Origin of the sequence: Micromonospora sp. NPDC000663 (genome assembly GCF_042898105.1) — a bacterium.
GTDB lineage: Bacteria > Actinomycetota > Actinomycetes > Mycobacteriales > Micromonosporaceae > Micromonospora.
This window is the reverse complement of the sequence record NZ_JBIAYR010000001.1, coordinates 50,053-65,456: the sequence shown is the minus strand read 5'-3', so window position 1 is coordinate 65,456 and position 15,404 is coordinate 50,053. Positions and strand designations below refer to the sequence as shown.

Below are 15,404 nucleotides of genomic sequence, written 5' to 3'. Positions count from 1 at the left end.
CGGAGGACGACAATGACCGACACCATCCGGTACGACCGCGGCGCCGACGGCATCGTCACGCTCACCCTTGACGACCCGACCCAGTCCGCGAACACCATGAACCGGGCGTACGCCGCGTCGATGAGCGCGGTGCTCGACCGGCTGGAGGCCGAACCCGACCTCGCCGGGGTCATCGTGACGAGCGCGAAGTCGACGTTCTTCGCCGGCGGCGACCTGCCGGAGATGATCAGGGCCACCCGCGAGGACGCTCCCGCGCTCGCCGAGCTGCTCGGCACCATCAAACGGGACCTGCGCCGCCTGGAGACACTGGGCCGGCCGGTGGTCGCGGCGGTCAACGGCTCCGCGCTCGGCGGCGGCCTGGAGATCGCGCTCGCCTGCCACCACCGGATCGCGCTCGACGCGCCGGGCAGCCGGCTCGGGCTGCCCGAGGTGACGCTGGGCCTGCTACCCGGGGCCGGTGGTGTCACCCGGACCGTACGGATGCTCGGCCTGGCCGGCGCGCTGACGACTGTGCTGCTCACCGGCCGGCGGATGCGTCCGACCGACGCCCTGGCCGCCGGTCTGGTCGACGAGGTGGTGGCCACCGAGGCGGAGCTGCTGGACCGGGCCCGCGCCTGGATCGCGGCCAACCCGCAGCCGAAGCAGCCGTGGGACCGACCGGACTACCGGATGCCGGGCGGCACCCCGGCCAGCCGGTCACTCGCCGCGCAGTTGCCCGCCTTCCCGGCCACCCTGCGCAAGCAGCTCAAGGGCGCCCGGCTGCCCGCGCCCGAGGCGATCCTGGCCACCGCCGTCGAGGGCGCGCAGGTCGACGTGGACACCGCGTTCACAGTGGAGACCCGGCACCTGATCGGCCTGCTCACCGGGCAGGTCGCCAAGAACATGATCGGGGCGTTCTTCTTCGACCTGAAGGCCGTGAACGGCGGTGCCGCCCGACCGTCCGTCGATGTGCCGCCGGTGCGGAAGGTGGCGGTGCTCGGCGCGGGCATGATGGGCGCCGGCATCGCGTACGCCTGCGCCGGCGCCGGCATCGACGTGGTGGTCAGGGACGTCACGGAGGAGGCCGCCGGACGGGCCCGGGAGCACGCCGAACGGCTGCTGGCCCGCAAGGTGCGCAAGGGCCGCGCCACGGAGGCCGACGCCCGCGCGGTGCTGGACCGGATCACCACCACCGACCGGGTGGACGCCCTCGCCGGGTGCGACGCGGTCATCGAGGCGGTCTTCGAGGACCCGGCGTTGAAGAAGGCCGTGTTCGCCGAGGTGCTACCGGTGCTGGCACCTGACGCGCTGATCGCCTCCAACACCTCCACCCTGCCGATCACTCAGCTGGCCGAGGGCGTGGACCGGCCGGCCGACTTCATCGGCATGCACTTCTTCTCCCCTGTCGACCGGATGCCGCTGCTGGAGATCGTGGTCGGCGAACGGACCGGCGACCACGCGCTGGCCCGCGCGTTCGACCTGGGCAGGCGGATCGGCAAGACCCCGATCGTGGTCAACGACGGCCGGGGCTTCTTCACCAGCCGGGTCATCGGCCGGTTCATCGACGAGGCGGTGGGCATGGTCGCCGACGGCGTACCTGCCGCGTCGGTGGAGCAGGCCGCGTTGCAGGCCGGCTACCCGACCGGGCCGTTGGCGCTGGCCGACGAGGTGAGCCTCACCCTGATCCAGCGGATCCGCCGCCAGTTCGAAGCCGCAAGCGAGGAGTTCCTGCCCCTGCCCGCGCACCGGCTCGTCGACGAACTTGTCGACGCGTACGACAGGCCGGGACGCGCGGCGGGTCGCGGCTTCTACGCGTACGACGACGGCACCCGGGGACGGCTGTGGCCGGGTCTCGCCGACCTGGTCACCGACGCCGGCCGGGCGGTGCCGTTCACGGACCTTCAGGAGCGGATGCTCTTCGCCGAGGCGCTTGACGCGCTGCGCTGCCTCGACGAGGGCGTACTGCGGACCGAGACCGACGCCAACATCGGCTCGATCTTCGGCATCGGCTTCCCGGCGTGGACCGGTGGGGTGATCCGTTACGTCCGGCAGTACGCGGGCGGCCCGGCCGGCTTCGCGGCGCGCGCGGCCGAGCTGGCCGACCGGTACGGCGACCGGTTCACGCCCCCCGTCGACCTGGTCGAGCGGCTCGCCGCGCGTACCACCGAACCGGCCGGCGTCGCGTGACGGCGGCGCACGGCGGGCCGTTGGCCGGGGTGCGGGTTGTCGAGTTGGCAAGTCTCGCCCCGGCGCCGTTCGGCTGCATGGTCCTCGCCGACCTCGGCGCGGACGTGGTGCGGGTGGACCGGCCCGGCGCACCGGGAGCGGGCCGGCTGGCCGCGCCGACCGGCGGGCCGTTGCAGCGCGGCCGGCGGGTCACCACCCTCGACCTGAAGTCCCCCGACGGGGTGGCCGGCCTGCTGAGCCTCGTCGAGCGGGCCGACGTGCTGGTCGAGGCGTACCGGCCGGGGGTGGCCGAACGGCTCGGCTTCGGCCCGCAGGTGTGCCAGGAGCGCAACCCCCGGCTGGTGTACGCGCGGATGACCGGCTGGGGTCAGGACGGCCCGCTGGCGGCCCGGGCCGGGCACGACATCGACTACATAGCGGTCGCCGGGGCGTTGGAGCCGCTGGGCCGGGCCGGTGAGCGCCCGTACGCGCCGATGAACCTGCTCGGCGACTTCGGCGGAGGCGGCATGCTGCTCGCCGTGGGAGTGCTCGCCGCGCTGCTGGAACGGGATCGCTCAGGCGTCGGGCAGGTGGTCGACGCGGCAATGGTGGACGGGTCGGCGCTGCTCACGTCGTTCCTGCACGGGCTGCTCGGCACCGGCCTGTGGGCGGCACCGCGTGGGCGCAACATGTTCGACGGCGGGGCACCTTTCTACGACACGTACCGCACCTCCGACGATGGATTCATGGCGGTCGGCGCGATGGAACCGGCCTTCTACGCCGTACTCCTGACGGGCCTCGGCCTCGCCGATGATCCGGACCTGCCCGCCCAGTACGACCCGAGCGGCTGGGACGAGCTGCGGAGGCGGTTCACCGAGCGGTTCGCCGAGCGGACCCGGGACGAGTGGACGGCGATCTTCGCCGACCTGGACGCCTGCGTCGCCCCGGTGCTCGCCCCCGGTGAGGCGCACCAGCATCCGCACAACGCGGCCCGGGGCACCTTCGTCGAGGTGGGCGGTGAGATCCAGCCCGCCCCCGCACCCCGCTTCGACCGCACGCCCACCGCCCAGCCAACCCCAGCACCGGACCCGGAGCGCGACGCCGTACCTGTGGACACGATCCTCACCACCTGGCAGTAACGAAGCCCACTACCCGGGGGTGCCGCGCCCGGTGGGGGCGGTGGTACCAGGTGGCGAAGAGGGCTACGGCCAGCAGCAGCTCTGCCAGGTCGCCGCCGTAGTACATGAGTTGGGCGGCCGCGCGGAACGCTTCCGGGTCACGGTCGGTGAGCCCGGGCGGGAGCGTTCCGGCTTGCGCGTAGAGGTACTTGGCCAGTACCGCGTGCCCTGCCGACGCGCCGAGCAGCGCCCCGACGCGGACGGCCATTCCGGGGCGGCGGGGTGCCGGGTCCGGCCCGGCCAGCGACCAGGCGAACAGGTACCCGGCGGCCACGTAGTGCAGGTGCAGGGCGTGGTGCAGGGTCGGTTGCCGCTCGGCCGCCGCGTACAGCGGGGTGAGCAGCACCAGGGCCAGCCCACCCGTGGTGAGCAGCGCGGCGGTGACCGGGTGGGCGACCAGGTGCAGCGGGCGGACGCGCAGCAGGCGGCCCACCATCCGCCGCGTCGGCGGGGGCGCGACGTGCAGCAGCAGGGTCACCGGGGCACCGAGGGCCAGCCCGAGCGGGGCGACCATGCCGAGCAGCAGGTGCTGCGCCATGTGCCCGCGCGGGTCGTCGGGGAGTCGGGCCAGCGGTCCGACGGCGACCGCCAGCAGGGCGCAGCCGGCCAACCAGGCGGCGGTGCGCCTGTGATCCCAGCCGCGCGGGTCGCGAACGGCGGCCAGCAGGTAGCCGACGGCCAGCAGCACGACCGGGAGCAGCGGCAGCCAGCTCCGCCCGTCCGCCGCGTGCCCGCCGTGCGCCAACACCGGCTGTCCGGCCCAGGCCGGCAGACCGGAGAGGACCGTCGTCACCGGGGGCCGTCACCGGGCCGGCGGGACCGCGTCCACCAGACCACCGCGGCGCCCGCCAGCAGCAGCACCGCGCCGCCCGCGATCCACACCACGTCGTACGGCAGCAGGTGGACGCCGTAGCGGATCTGGTGCACCCGGAGCACCTTGTGGTCGACCACGCCGTCGAAGACCTGGAAACCGCCGGCGCCGAGCAGGAAGCCACCCCAGGCCAGCCGGGCCGACAGGGCACGTCGCCGGCGCAGGTCGGCGAACCAGAAGAACCCACCGACCAGGATGATCAGCTCGGCGGCGTGCAGCAGGCCATCCGACAGCAGGGCGATCGACGGGGTGGACCTGTCGTAGAAGTGGTGCCAGGCCAACAGCTGGTGAAAGACGATCTCGTCCACCGCCGCCATGATCGCCACACCGATCAGGACGCCGGCGAGCATGGAGGAGCGACCGTCGAGAGTCCCTGCCCGGGGCAGACTCGTACCGGTCACCACACACCTCGCATCCATGCCGCGTCAGGCCCGCACTACCCCGAACCGCGTCGACCATGCCTTGCCGGTCCCGTTTCGCGACTCCCCCACGGCTGGCGGCATGATCATGGAGCCTGAAGGGGAGCCGAGAGGGAGGTGCACGTGCCGGACGCCGACGAACTCGTCGCCGACGCGCTGACGGCGGTGCGCGGCACCGACGTACGGCAGGCCGAACGACAGCTGGACCGGCTGATGGTCGGCACCGGCGCGACGGATGCCGCCGCGGCGGTGGACGCAGCGCTGCTGCGGCGTCTGGTCCGTGGTCTGGGACGCCTGTGGCCGCGCGGCTGGCAGCCGGTGGACCTGGATCGGATCACCACCCGCCGGCTCGACGCCCGCGCGGCCGGGTTGCTCCGCGACGCGATGGCCGCTCAGCGGCGCGAGCAGGCCGAGCCGGTCCCCGCCTGGTGGGACGACCAGTTGGGCGAGCTGAGCGCCGAGGTCCGGGGCGACGACCGGGGTGTGCTGGCCGGCTGGGCAGCCCGCGAAGGCTTGGACCGGGTGGACGCGCTGCGCACCGCTGTCGACGTCCTCGCGCTCGTGGAGAGCCTGCCGCCGATCGCGGTGCTGCGCCCGCCGCCCGGCTCGACTGGCGCGGCGACCACCCGCGCGGTAGGTACGGCCCGCAGCGGGTCACCGATGTTGGACCGGGTGCGGGCGCTGCTCGCCAAGGCCGAGTCGACCACGTTCCCGGCCGAGGCGGAGGCGCTGACCGGCAAGGCACAGGAACTGATCGCCAGGCACAGCATCGACGAGGCGCTGCTGGCCGCCGGGGCGGCCACCGGGGACCAGCCGGGTGGCGTACGCCTGAGCACCGACCCCCCGTACGCGGGCGCGAAGGCGCTGCTCGTGCAGGAGGTGGCGGCGGCGAACCGGTGCGAGGCGGTCTGGTCCGACGACCTGGGGTTCACCACAGTGCTGGGCTGGCCCGCCGATCTCGTGGCGGTGGAGTTGCTCTACACGTCTCTGCTGGTCCAGGCCACCGCCGCGATGCTGCGCGGGCGGGCCGAGCGTAAGCCGGGGTCGGGGCGGCGGACGAAGGTGTGGGACGAGTCGTTCCTCAACGCGTTCGCGCTGCGCATCGGCGAGCGGCTGCGCGCGGCAACCGACGCGGCGGCGGCCGAGACGGCAGGCGCCGAGCGACTGTTGCCGGTGCTCGCCAAGCGCGGCGAGGCGGTCCAGGAACGGCTGGAGACGCTCTTTCCCGGCGTCACGAGGCACCGGCTCAGCGTCCGCGACGCCGAGGGCTGGTCGTCCGGCACATCAGCCGCAGACCGGGCGTCGCTCGACGTCGGCGACGGGCGCAAGCCCCGACAGGTGCCGGGCCGGCGCTGACCGTGCGGCGTGGGACCGCCACCCGGAAGGTTTTCTGCGATTTTCTTCGGTACGCGGTAGGGAACGGGGTGACGGCTCCGACCCTCCGGTGAGCCGCGCCCCGACCGGGGTGCGACCAGGACGCGAGGAGCATCGCCGTGAAGTACATGCTGCTGATCTGGAACCGGCCCGGCTTCACCGAGGAGCTTTCCGAGCAGGACCGCACCGCCCTGTTCGGCGAGGTCGACGAGATCATGAAGGAGCTGACCGAGACCGGCGAACTGATCGGCGGCCAGGCGCTCGCCAACCCGTCGCAGACCCGTACGGTCCGGCTCGCCGGTGGCCACCCGGAGGTCATCGACGGGCCCTTCATGGAGAGCAAGGAGCAGTTCGCCGGCTACCTGGCCGTCGACTGCGACAGCCCCGAGCGGGCCGCCGAGATCGCCGCCCGCTGGCCGGACGTGCGGTTCGGCGGCGCCATGGAGGTCCGGCCGATCATGGACGAGTCCGGAGCGGAGATGTGACAGACGACCGGACGGTCGAGGACCTGCTGCGCACGTTCGCGCCACAGGTCCTCGGCCTGCTGGTCCGCAGGCACGGCCAGTTCGACAGGTGTGAGGACGCGGTCCAGGAGGCGTTGCTGGCCGCCGCGACGCAGTGGCCCGAGCAGGGCGTACCGGACAGTCCCCGCGCGTGGCTGCTCACCGTGGCCACCCGCCGGCTGACCGACGAGTGGCGCAGCGAGAGCGCCCGCCGGGACCGCGAGGTCGCCGTGGCGCTGCGCGAGCCGGCGTACGCCCAGGTGGCGCCGCCGGCCGACGCGGAGCCGGCGGTGGCGGACGCCGACGACACGCTGACCCTGCTGTTCCTCTGCTGTCACCCGGCGCTTGCCGGATCCGCTCAGGTGGCGCTCACGCTGCGGGCGGTCGGCGGGCTCAGCACCGCCCAGATCGCCCGCGCACACCTCGTGCCCGAGGCGACGATGAGCCAGCGCATCCGCCGGGCCAAGCAGCGGATCGAGGCGGCCGGCGCCCGCTTCGACATGCCGGGGCCCGGTGAACGGGAGGAGCGGCTGCGGACGGTGCTGCGCGTCATCTATCTGATCTTCAACGAGGGGTACACGGCGTCCAGCGGGCCGGATCTGCACCGGGCCGATCTGACCCGCGAGGCGATCCGGCTGGCCCGCGTCCTGCACGGGCTGCTGCCCGACGACGGTGAGGTCGCCGGGTTGCTGGCGTTGATGCTGCTCACCGACGCGCACCGGGCGGCCCGGGTGGGCGCGGACGGAGAGCTGGTGCCGCTCGCCGAGCAGGACCGCACCCGGTGGGACACCACAGCCATCGCCGAGGGCGTCGCGCTCGTCACCGAGGCGTTGACCTGGTCGCCGCCCGGCCCGTACCAGCTCCAGGCGGCCATCGCGGCAGTGCACGCCGAGGCGGCGACGGCGGCGCAGACGGACTGGCGGCAGATCGTCGCGCTCTACCGGCTGTTGGCCCGGATCGCCCCGAACCCGATGGTCACCCTCAACCAGGCGGTGGCGGTCGCCATGGTGGACGGGCCAGGGGCCGGGCTCGCCCTGCTCGCACCACTGGACGCGGACGAGCGCACGGCGGGGCACCACCGGCTCGCCGCCGTACGGGCGCACCTGCTGGAGCTGGCATGTGAGCCCGACGCGGCGCGGACGGCGTACCTGGCGGCGGCACGAGGGACCACGAGCCGCCCCGAGCAGCGCTACCTGGAACGCCGAGCCGCCCGACTGGCGGACCGACGATGAGGAAGAGGAGTCGAGGGACATGGGCATGGTGAGCAGTCAGCTGTCGATCTCGCTGGACGGGTACGTGGCGGGGCCGGAGCAGAGTCGGCAGGATCCGCTGGGCCGGGGAGGTCTGCGGCTGCACGAGTGGGTGTTCGGCCTGGACACCTGGCGGGCCCAGCACGGACTCAGCGGCGGCGACCGGGGTGTCGACGCGGACGTCGTCGAGGAGATGACCCGCGACATCGGCGCGTACGTCATGGGGCGGCGCATGTTCGGCGGCGGCGACGGCCCGTGGGACGAGACGTGGCAGGGCTGGTGGGGCGATGACCCGCCGTTCCGTACCCCGGTGTTCGTGCTCAGCCACCACCCCCGGGCGCCGCTTGTCATGCGGGGTGGCACGGAGTTCCGGTTCGTCACCGACGGCATCGGGTCGGCGTTGCGGCAGGCGCGGGAGGCTGCCGCAGACCGGCGGGTGTCGATCGCCGGAGGGGCGAGCACGGTACGGCAGTACCTGGCCGCCGGGCTGGTCGACACCCTGCAACTGCACCTCGTGCCGATCGTCCTCGGTGGCGGCGAGCGACTCTTCGACGGCGTCGCGCCGCACCTGGAGCAGGTGTCGGTGATCGCCGGGCCGACCGTCACGCACCTGACGTACCGGATCCTGCGCTGATCGGCGCCGCGCGCACGTGTGCGCGTTCGCCCTGGACGCCGGGTGCGGCACCGGCGCGGAGGCCGTCTGGCTCGCCGGGCACGGATGGCGGGTCACCGCTGTCGACATCGCGTCCGCAGCCCTGGCCGTCGCCGCCGAACGCGCGGCCGCCGGCGGGTTGGCCGAGCGGGTGCGGTGGGCGGAGGCCGACCTGACGACCTGGGAGCCGGAGGCCCGGTTCGGTCTGGTGACCACGCACTACGCGCACCCGGCCATGTCGCACCTGGCCTTCTACGACCGCATCTCGGGGTGGGTGGCGCCCGGCGGGACCCTGCTGATCGTCGGTCGCCTGCACGCCGCGGGGGTCACCGGGCACGGGCACCACCCGCCCGCCGAGGCATCGGTCACAGTCGCTGACATCACCGCCGGTCTGGGCGGCGACACCTGGGAGATCACCACCCGCCCGGGAGCACGAGCGCACGATCACCGGACCGGCCGGTCACGGGAAGACGCTTCACGACGTCGTCGTCCGCGCCACGCGACGCCGGTGAGCGCACCGCCGCCGGCCGTCGGGCGGAGCTGACCACCCGACGGCCGGCGGGGCTGTCACACGTCCGGGTCGACGGCCGGGCAGTCGGAGCCCCGGGCGGGCACCACCTGGTCGATCAGGTAGGCGTCGACAGCCTGCGCCACGCACGGGCTGGTTGAGTAACTGCCGTGCCCCCACCCGCGGTACGTGAGCAGCACGCCGTGCCGGCCCAACTGCCGTGCCACGTTCGTGGCCCAGTCGTACCCGCTCGCCGGGTCGTGCACCGTGGCGGCGATCAGCAGCGGCACATCGCTGCGGACCCGCAGGCGGTGCTGCGGGTTGGCGACGGGCGTCGGCGCGCCCAGGCACGTCACCACTGCGAACACCGCCGTCGGGTAGCGCAGGTCGGGTGCGAGCCGGGCCATCCGGCGCAGGTGCCCGGCGTACTCCCGGTAGTCGCGGACGGGCAGGCTCCAGTCCTGACAGAACACCGCGAAGGGGTACGGCGCCACGGCGTCGCCCGCCGACGGGACGACGCCCCGCACGGCGGTGGAGGCCTCCATCCTGTTCAGCCAGTCGGCCAACCCTGGCCACCGCCACGTGTCGTAGAACTCCTTGTGGGTGAGCCGGGTCAGCTCGAACGGGGTCAGCACGACTCCGGGCCGTTTCGGGTCGGTCAGGTCGCCGCGCTCGGCCCGGGCGCGCAGCCCGGCCCAGGTCGCCCGGACGTCCCGCCCGTGCAGGACGCAGGAGGTGGACCTGTCGCACCAGGTGACGAACTCGTCGAACGCGTTCTGCGAGGTGACGGCCTGGGTGTCGAGGAAGGCGCGGGTGCCGAGGCTGTGGTCCATCGCGGCCTCCAGCACCACCGCCCGGACCCGGTCGGGGAACAACTCCGCGTACCGCTCGCCGAGCAGGGTGCCGTACGAGCTGCCGTGGAAGGTCAACCGCCGCTCGCCGAGCGCGGCGCGGACCGCGTCGAGGTCACGGGCGGCGCTTGTGGTGTCCACATGGTCGTACAGCGGGCCGGTTCGGGCCCGGCAGTCGGCGCGCAGCAGCGCGTTCCCGGCCAGCGTGGCGTCGAACTGGGCCTGGTCGGTGAGGAGTTGCGGCTGCCGGGCGAGCAGGTCCCGCGAGCAGACCACCGGGTGGCTGGCGCCAGTGCCGCGCGGGTCGAAGCTGACGATGTCGAACCGGCGGCGCAGGTCGGCGCTGAACCGGGAACTGCCGTCCACCACCCGTTCCACCCCGCTGTCGCCCGGCCCGCCGGGGCCGAACACCAGCGAACCCTGCCGAAGGGCCGGATCGGCGACCCGGCGGGCCAACGCCAGGTCGAAGCGCTCACCCCGGGGGCGGTCCCAGTCCACCGGAAGCGACAGGGTGCCGCACTCGGCGGTGGCGTCCTCGGGGCAGGGCCGCCAGTCGATGGCCTGTCGGGCGGTGGCAGGGCTCGCCGGGGTCAGGCCGGCGGCCGTGAGTGCCAGGGCGACCGCCCAGCCCACCGCGGATTTGCGTACGCGCAGCATGAGGTGCTGTCCTCTCCTCGAAGGAGCGTTACCAGTGGAATTCGCCCGTGGGGCGAGGTGATGCCTTCTTCCACCCGGGTCGTCGAGTGGCAGCTCGACGGCCCGGGGCCTTCGTCCGGCGGGGTCAGTCGACCTCGCGCAGGACGCGTTCGAGGTTGGTCATCCGGGTCTCCATCCCGCCCAGCCGGCCGTCCAGCGCCGCGAGCAGGCGGGCGTTCTCGGCCTGGGCCTGGGCGGCGGTCTCGGCGATCCGGCGGTACTCGTCCGAGCGGGACGCCTCGAGACGGGCCCGTCGGGTCTTGGCGATCTGGACGACGCTCACCGCGAACACGGTGATCAGCAGGGCGAAGATGCCTATCGCGCCGACCACCTCGGTCCAGTCGTGCTCACTCATGCCTGTCATCGCGCCGCTCCCGGCTGGTCGGCCGAGTCGGGCACGGTGAGCGTCTGCACCGCCGCCGCGATGACCTCGGGGGTGAGTGTGAGCACGAACGGCTGCACCTCGTAGTAGTTCATGGCCTTCCCGTCCTCCGACAACTCCAGGCGGGCGGTGACCAGCCCGGCCGCCGCCAGCTTCCGTAGGTGGACCTGCAACAGCGCGCGGCTGATGCCCAGTTGCCGGGCCAGCCCGCTGACGTAGGCACGCTCGCGGGCCAGCGCGGCGACGACCCGCATCCGGTGCGGGTTGGCCAGGGTGGCCAGCACCCGGATCAGGTCGTCACCGGTCGGCGGCGGAGCGCTGCTCATAACCAGCCCTTGCACATGCCAACAGAAGTTAGCAGGTATCGGCGCGCGGCGGTGGGGACCGCTTGCGGAATCAGGGGAACTTCAGGGTCACCGAGAGGACCTGGGCACACAGAACGCCGGGCCGGTGAATGATCACCGGCCCGGCGTGCGGACTACTTGTCGTACGTCAGCTCTTGAAGGCGTCCTTGATCTTCTCGCCGGCCTGCTTGAGCTTGGCCGTCGACTGGTCAGCACGACCCTCGGCCTCGAGCTGCTCGTTGTCGGTGGCGCGACCGGCGCCTTCCTTCAGCTTGCCGGCCGCGTCCTCGCTGGCATTGTTGATCTTGTCGTCGATACCCATGTGCCAACCTCCATTGCGAGCGTCGCTACGCCCTCAGCAGTACCCCCGCCGCCGCCGGCCCAACCATCACCGCCGTCACAGATCACCGGCGGCGGAACGGAACCGGCGCAGGCGCAGGCTGTTCGCCACCACGAAGACCGAGGACAGCGCCATCGTCGCGCCGGCGATCATGGGGTTGAGCAGCCCGGCGGCGGCCAACGGCAGCGCCGCCACGTTGTAGCCGAACGCCCAGAACAGGTTGCCCCGGATGATGCCGAGCGTGCGCCGGGACAGCCGGATGGCGTCCACCGCCGCGTCCAGGTCGCCCCGAACCAGGGTGAGGTCGGACGCCTCGATCGCCACGTCGGTGCCGGTGCCCATGGCCAGGCCGAGGTCGGCCTGGGCCAACGCCGGAGCGTCGTTCACCCCGTCACCGACCATCGCCACCGACCGGCCCTCGGCCTGGAGCCGCTTGACCACGTCGACCTTGCCGGCCGGCAGCACCTCGGCGATCACCTCGTCGATGCCCACCTCGGCGGCGGCCGCGCGGGCCACTGTGGCGTTGTCCCCGGTCAGCAGGATCGGAGTGAGCCCCAACGCGCGCAGCCGGGCCACTGCCGCTCGGCTGGTCGGCCGGACCACGTCGGCGACCGCGAGGACGCCCCGGGCGCGGCCGTCCCAGGCGGCGAGGATCGCCGTCCGGCCGGCGGCCTCGGCGTCGCTGACGGCCCATTCGACCTCCGGCGGTACGTCGACGCCACGCTCGCGCAGCAGCCGGGGTCGACCGACAAACACCGCCCGACCGTCGACCGTACCTGTCACACCCAGCCCTTCGAGGTTGGCGAAGTCGACGACCGGGGGCAGCGCGCCCGCCTCGCCGGCGCCAGCCGCCACCGCGCGGGCGATCGGGTGCTCGGAGGCGGCCTCTACCGCCCCGACGAGCCGGAGCAGCTCGGCGCGGTCCTCGCCGCTGGCCGGCACCACGTCCACCAGGGTCATCCGGCCGGTGGTCACGGTGCCGGTCTTGTCCAGCACGACCGTGTCCACCCGCCGGGTGGACTCCAGCACCTCGGGCCCTCTGATCAGGACACCGAGCTGGGCGCCCCGACCGGTGCCGACGAGCAGCGCGGTGGGCGTGGCCAGACCCAGCGCGCACGGGCAGGCGATGATCAGCACGGCCACTGCGGCGGTGAAGGCGGCCGTCGGGCCGGCACCCGTCCCGAGCCACCAGCCGAGGGTGCCCACGGCCAGGGTGATGACGATCGGCACGAACACACCGGAGATCCGGTCGGCCAGCCGCTGCACGGCCGCCTTGCCGCTCTGGGCCTGCTCCACCAGGTCTGCCATCCGGGCGAGCTGGGTGTCCCCGCCGACCCGGGTGGCGGTGACCACCAGCCGTCCGCCCGCGTTGATCGTGGCGCCGACCACGCCGTCTCCCGGGCCGACCTCGACCGGCACCGACTCCCCTGTCACCATGCTGGCGTCGACGGCCGAGGTGCCCTCGTCGACCACCCCGTCGGTGGCGATCTTCTCCCCGGGCCGGACCACGAACCTGTCGCTCACGACGAGCTGGTCGACAGGCACCCGGGTCTCCACGCCGTCGCGCAGCACCGCCACGTCCTTGGCGCCGAGTTCGAGAAGGGCGCGCAGGGCGGCGCCGGCGGTCCGCTTGGAACGCGCCTCGAAGTAGCGGCCGGCCAGGATGAACACAGTCACCCCGGCGGCCGCCTCCAGGTAGATGTTGCCCGCGCCGTCGGTGCGGGTGATGTCGAAACGGAACGGGTGCGTCATGCCCGGCATCCCGGCGTCGCCGAGGAAGAGCGCCCAGAGCGACCACCCGAACGCCGCCAGGGTGCCGAGCGAGACAAGCGTGTCCATCGTCGCCGCGCCGTGCCGCAGGTTGGTCCAGGCCGCGCGGTGGAACGGCAGGCCACCCCAGACCACCACCGGGGCGGCCAGGGTCAGCGACAGCCACTGCCAGTAGTCGAACTGCCAGGCGGGAACCATGGCCAGCAGGACCACGGGCACGCTGAGCGCCGCCGACACCCAGAGCCGGGTACGCGGCCCCTTCAGCGGGTCCACCGGCTCCTCGGTGCTGGCCGGCGGCGCCGGCAGCGCCGCCGTGTAACCGGTCTTCTGCACGGTGTCGATGAGGTCGTCAGGTGTGACGCCGTCGACGTAGCGGACGGTGGCCTTCTCGGTGGCGTAGTTGACCGTGGCGCTCACCCCGTCCATCCGGTTCAGCTTCTTCTCGATCCGGGCGGCGCAGGCGGCGCAGGTCATCCCCCCGATCGCCAATTCGATCCGGTTCGGCGCCTCGGGCAGCGGTCTGCTGGTGGTGGTCATCGTCTGGTCCCGTCAGTTGTGCCCGTGCCCGGGGGTGCCGTGCTCGGCCTCCCCGGTCGGCGCGGTTCCGCTCGGGCGGGGATCGCCCCCGGCCGTGACGGCGCCGGCGACGACCGTGAACTCGGCGGTGTGCACCGCCCCGCCGTGCCGGAAGTCGAGGTAGAGCCGGTAGGTGCCGGCCGACGGCACCTCGGCGAGGAAGGTGACGCCCGGGCCGGGGCGGGTACGGCCGTCGCCGGGCGTCCCGTCCGGGTGCACGTGCAGGTACGCGAGATCGCCCCGGCGCAGCGCCACCAGGTGCCCGTACGCGCCCAGGTAGGGCTCCAGGTCGGTGACCGGCTGCCCGTCCCGGCTGACCGTCAGGGTGAGCGGCGAGGTGCGGCCGGGCTGCGGCTCGCCGGCCAGGGTGACCGTGTAGCCGTCGACGCTTGTGCTTGTCGCCGGGGCGGGCGGGGGCCGCTCGGTCAACTCGCCGGGGACTGTCACGTCCACCCCCAGGGTCAGCGGCTCGCCACCGGTCGGCGTGAAGTCGGCGAAGGCCCGCCACTGCCCGGGACCGGCCAGTGGGGTGGCGACCCGCCAGGTGCCGTCCGAAGTCAGGTCGGGGTGGACGTGCCGGAAGCCGGAGAGGTCCCGGCGGGCCACGATCAGGTGCATCCGCTTGTCGTGTGCGACGTCGTAGCTGGTCACCGGTCGGCCGTCCGGGCCGTCGATCGTGAAGGCGAACTCGCCGGCCGGGGCGGCGACCGGGGCGAGGGTGTACCCACGGTCGGAGACGAGCAGGCCGCCGGGGAGCCGTTCGACCGGTTCGTCGTGCTCCCCGTCCGAGTGGGCGGCGTCGCCGTCGTGCCGGATCTCCGCGGCGGGGGCGCCGGGGTCGACCACGCGGCCGACCCCGTACGCCGCGCCGAAGACCGCCACGAGACCGAGGGCGAACCCGCCCAGTCGGGTCACCGTGTTCACGCCGGGCCTCCGGATGAGCCGTCCACGAGCTCGTAGCCGGCCTCGTCGACGGCGGCCCGGACGGACGCCACGTCAAGCGGCTGCTCGCTGCTCACGGTGACCTGGCCGCTGGCGAGGTCGACCTGGACGTCGCGTACACCATCGAGGGCGCTGACCTCGGCGCTGACCGCGCTGACACAGTGCCCACAGGTCATGCCCTGCACCTGGTACGTGGTGTTGACCATCAGACCGTCTCCTCTGCCTCGCTACCGGTACCCGGTGGGGGTATCCGTCAGGTTGGACCCTACCATACCCCCCAGGGGTAGGCTATCCTGGTCGGCATGACCGCACCCACCCCGATCCGCGGGTACACCGCCAGCAAGGACCAGCTGCTCGCGCGGCTCCGCCGCGTCGAGGGCCAGGTCCGGGGCATCGAGAAGATGGTCGACGACGACCGCTACTGCATCGACGTGCTCACCCAGATCTCCGCGATCCAGGCCGCCCTCGACAAGGTGGCGCTGGGTCTGCTCGACGGCCACGCGCGGCACTGCATGCACGAGGGCGCCGCCGAGGGGCGGGCCGACGAGATGGCCACCGAGATGATGGCGGCTGTCGGCCGGCTGATGAAGCGCGGCTGACGCC

Annotated in this window: 17 protein-coding genes; 8 read left to right on the top strand and 9 right to left on the bottom strand. The window is 73.4% G+C overall.

What is annotated here, in order from left to right:
• Nucleotides 1–12 precede the first annotated feature (12 nt).
• Together ACFY1S_RS00310 and ACFY1S_RS00305 are read left to right on the top strand one after the other, a co-directional pair.
• Nucleotides 13–2,166, top strand: a complete 2,154-nt coding sequence (locus ACFY1S_RS00310; RefSeq protein WP_387111039.1) for a 3-hydroxyacyl-CoA dehydrogenase NAD-binding domain-containing protein — start codon at nt 13–15, stop codon at nt 2,164–2,166.
• Nucleotides 2,163–3,284, top strand: coding sequence for a CaiB/BaiF CoA transferase family protein (locus ACFY1S_RS00305; protein WP_387111036.1), 1,122 nt, complete (start codon nt 2,163–2,165; stop codon nt 3,282–3,284). The genes ACFY1S_RS00310 and ACFY1S_RS00305 overlap by 4 nt, the downstream gene beginning before the upstream one ends.
• Here ACFY1S_RS00305 and ACFY1S_RS00300 read toward each other — a convergent pair.
• Entirely contained in the window at nt 3,268–4,116 is an 849-nt protein-coding gene (locus ACFY1S_RS00300) for a cytochrome c oxidase assembly protein (RefSeq protein ID WP_387111034.1), read from the bottom strand. The genes ACFY1S_RS00305 and ACFY1S_RS00300 overlap by 17 nt on opposite strands.
• Entirely contained in the window at nt 4,113–4,595 is a 483-nt protein-coding gene (locus tag ACFY1S_RS00295) for a DUF2243 domain-containing protein (protein ID WP_387111031.1), read from the bottom strand. Before ACFY1S_RS00295 ends, ACFY1S_RS00300 begins: the two co-directional genes overlap by 4 nt.
• 141 nt (nt 4,596–4,736) lie before the next feature.
• Here ACFY1S_RS00295 and ACFY1S_RS00290 point away from each other — a divergent pair, with 141 nt between their 5' ends.
• The 5 genes from ACFY1S_RS00290 to ACFY1S_RS00270 all read left to right on the top strand — a co-directional run bounded on the left by ACFY1S_RS00290 (nt 4,737) and on the right by ACFY1S_RS00270 (nt 8,936).
• A complete protein-coding gene (locus tag ACFY1S_RS00290) occupies nt 4,737–5,969 on the top strand; it encodes a DUF2786 domain-containing protein (RefSeq protein WP_387111029.1) in 1,233 nt (410 codons plus the stop codon).
• A gap of 146 nt (nt 5,970–6,115) precedes the next feature.
• The gene (locus ACFY1S_RS00285) at nt 6,116–6,472 is read left to right on the top strand and encodes a YciI family protein (protein ID WP_387114155.1); all 357 of its coding nucleotides are present in this window, start codon (nt 6,116–6,118) and stop codon (nt 6,470–6,472) included.
• Nucleotides 6,469–7,722 (top strand): RNA polymerase sigma factor, encoded by a 1,254-nt coding sequence (locus ACFY1S_RS00280; RefSeq protein ID WP_387111026.1) that lies wholly within the window; start codon nt 6,469–6,471, stop codon nt 7,720–7,722. The genes ACFY1S_RS00285 and ACFY1S_RS00280 overlap by 4 nt, the downstream gene beginning before the upstream one ends.
• A 25-nt stretch (nt 7,723–7,747) precedes the next feature.
• Complete coding sequence (locus ACFY1S_RS00275; RefSeq protein WP_387111023.1) at nt 7,748–8,374, top strand: dihydrofolate reductase family protein; 627 nt, start codon at nt 7,748–7,750, stop codon at nt 8,372–8,374.
• A 16-nt stretch (nt 8,375–8,390) separates the two neighbouring features.
• Nucleotides 8,391–8,936, top strand: coding sequence for a class I SAM-dependent methyltransferase (locus ACFY1S_RS00270; RefSeq protein ID WP_387111020.1), 546 nt, complete (start codon nt 8,391–8,393; stop codon nt 8,934–8,936).
• Between the two features lie 23 nt (nt 8,937–8,959).
• On the opposite strand, the gene ACFY1S_RS00265 is transcribed toward ACFY1S_RS00270, so the two are convergent.
• The 7 genes from ACFY1S_RS00265 to ACFY1S_RS00235 all read right to left on the bottom strand — a co-directional run bounded on the left by ACFY1S_RS00265 (nt 8,960) and on the right by ACFY1S_RS00235 (nt 15,007).
• The gene (locus ACFY1S_RS00265; RefSeq protein WP_387111017.1) at nt 8,960–10,408 is read right to left on the bottom strand and encodes an alpha/beta hydrolase; all 1,449 of its coding nucleotides are present in this window, start codon (nt 10,406–10,408) and stop codon (nt 8,960–8,962) included.
• Between the two features lie 124 nt (nt 10,409–10,532).
• A complete protein-coding gene (locus ACFY1S_RS00260; RefSeq protein WP_387111014.1) occupies nt 10,533–10,802 on the bottom strand; it encodes a hypothetical protein in 270 nt (89 codons plus the stop codon).
• A gap of 5 nt (nt 10,803–10,807) precedes the next feature.
• On the bottom strand, nt 10,808–11,155 hold the full coding sequence (locus tag ACFY1S_RS00255; protein ID WP_364368791.1) for a helix-turn-helix domain-containing protein: 348 nt from the start codon (nt 11,153–11,155) through the stop codon (nt 10,808–10,810).
• 166 nt (nt 11,156–11,321) lie between these two features.
• A complete protein-coding gene (locus ACFY1S_RS00250; RefSeq protein WP_139583988.1) occupies nt 11,322–11,495 on the bottom strand; it encodes a CsbD family protein in 174 nt (57 codons plus the stop codon).
• Between the two features lie 75 nt (nt 11,496–11,570).
• The gene (locus ACFY1S_RS00245; protein WP_387111009.1) at nt 11,571–13,820 is read right to left on the bottom strand and encodes a heavy metal translocating P-type ATPase; all 2,250 of its coding nucleotides are present in this window, start codon (nt 13,818–13,820) and stop codon (nt 11,571–11,573) included.
• A gap of 12 nt (nt 13,821–13,832) precedes the next feature.
• Nucleotides 13,833–14,783 carry a hypothetical protein gene (locus tag ACFY1S_RS00240; protein ID WP_387111006.1) on the bottom strand — a complete coding sequence of 317 codons (951 nt, stop codon included), beginning with the start codon at nt 14,781–14,783 and terminating at the stop codon, nt 13,833–13,835.
• Nucleotides 14,780–15,007: a heavy-metal-associated domain-containing protein gene (locus ACFY1S_RS00235; RefSeq protein ID WP_387111003.1), complete on the bottom strand. Its 228-nt coding sequence runs from the start codon at nt 15,005–15,007 to the stop codon at nt 14,780–14,782. Before ACFY1S_RS00235 ends, ACFY1S_RS00240 begins: the two co-directional genes overlap by 4 nt.
• A 96-nt stretch (nt 15,008–15,103) precedes the next feature.
• Between ACFY1S_RS00235 and ACFY1S_RS00230 the strand changes: the two genes are divergently transcribed.
• Nucleotides 15,104–15,400 (top strand): metal-sensitive transcriptional regulator, encoded by a 297-nt coding sequence (locus tag ACFY1S_RS00230; RefSeq protein ID WP_030329541.1) that lies wholly within the window; start codon nt 15,104–15,106, stop codon nt 15,398–15,400.
• Nucleotides 15,401–15,404: the final 4 nt, after the last annotated feature.

Coding starts and splice junctions, on each gene's coding strand:
- ACFY1S_RS00255 (WP_364368791.1), bottom strand. CDS start 11,155: ATGAGCAGCGCTCCGCCGCCGACCGGTGACGACCTGATCCGGGTGCTG.
- ACFY1S_RS00310 (WP_387111039.1), top strand. CDS start 13: ATGACCGACACCATCCGGTACGACCGCGGCGCCGACGGCATCGTCACG.
- ACFY1S_RS00285 (WP_387114155.1), top strand. CDS start 6,116: ATGCTGCTGATCTGGAACCGGCCCGGCTTCACCGAGGAGCTTTCCGAG.
- ACFY1S_RS00275 (WP_387111023.1), top strand. CDS start 7,748: ATGGTGAGCAGTCAGCTGTCGATCTCGCTGGACGGGTACGTGGCGGGG.
- ACFY1S_RS00250 (WP_139583988.1), bottom strand. CDS start 11,495: ATGGGTATCGACGACAAGATCAACAATGCCAGCGAGGACGCGGCCGGC.
- ACFY1S_RS00235 (WP_387111003.1), bottom strand. CDS start 15,007: ATGGTCAACACCACGTACCAGGTGCAGGGCATGACCTGTGGGCACTGT.
- ACFY1S_RS00245 (WP_387111009.1), bottom strand. CDS start 13,820: ATGACCACCACCAGCAGACCGCTGCCCGAGGCGCCGAACCGGATCGAA.
- ACFY1S_RS00260 (WP_387111014.1), bottom strand. CDS start 10,802: ATGAGTGAGCACGACTGGACCGAGGTGGTCGGCGCGATAGGCATCTTC.
- ACFY1S_RS00230 (WP_030329541.1), top strand. CDS start 15,104: ATGACCGCACCCACCCCGATCCGCGGGTACACCGCCAGCAAGGACCAG.
- ACFY1S_RS00265 (WP_387111017.1), bottom strand. CDS start 10,408: ATGCTGCGCGTACGCAAATCCGCGGTGGGCTGGGCGGTCGCCCTGGCA.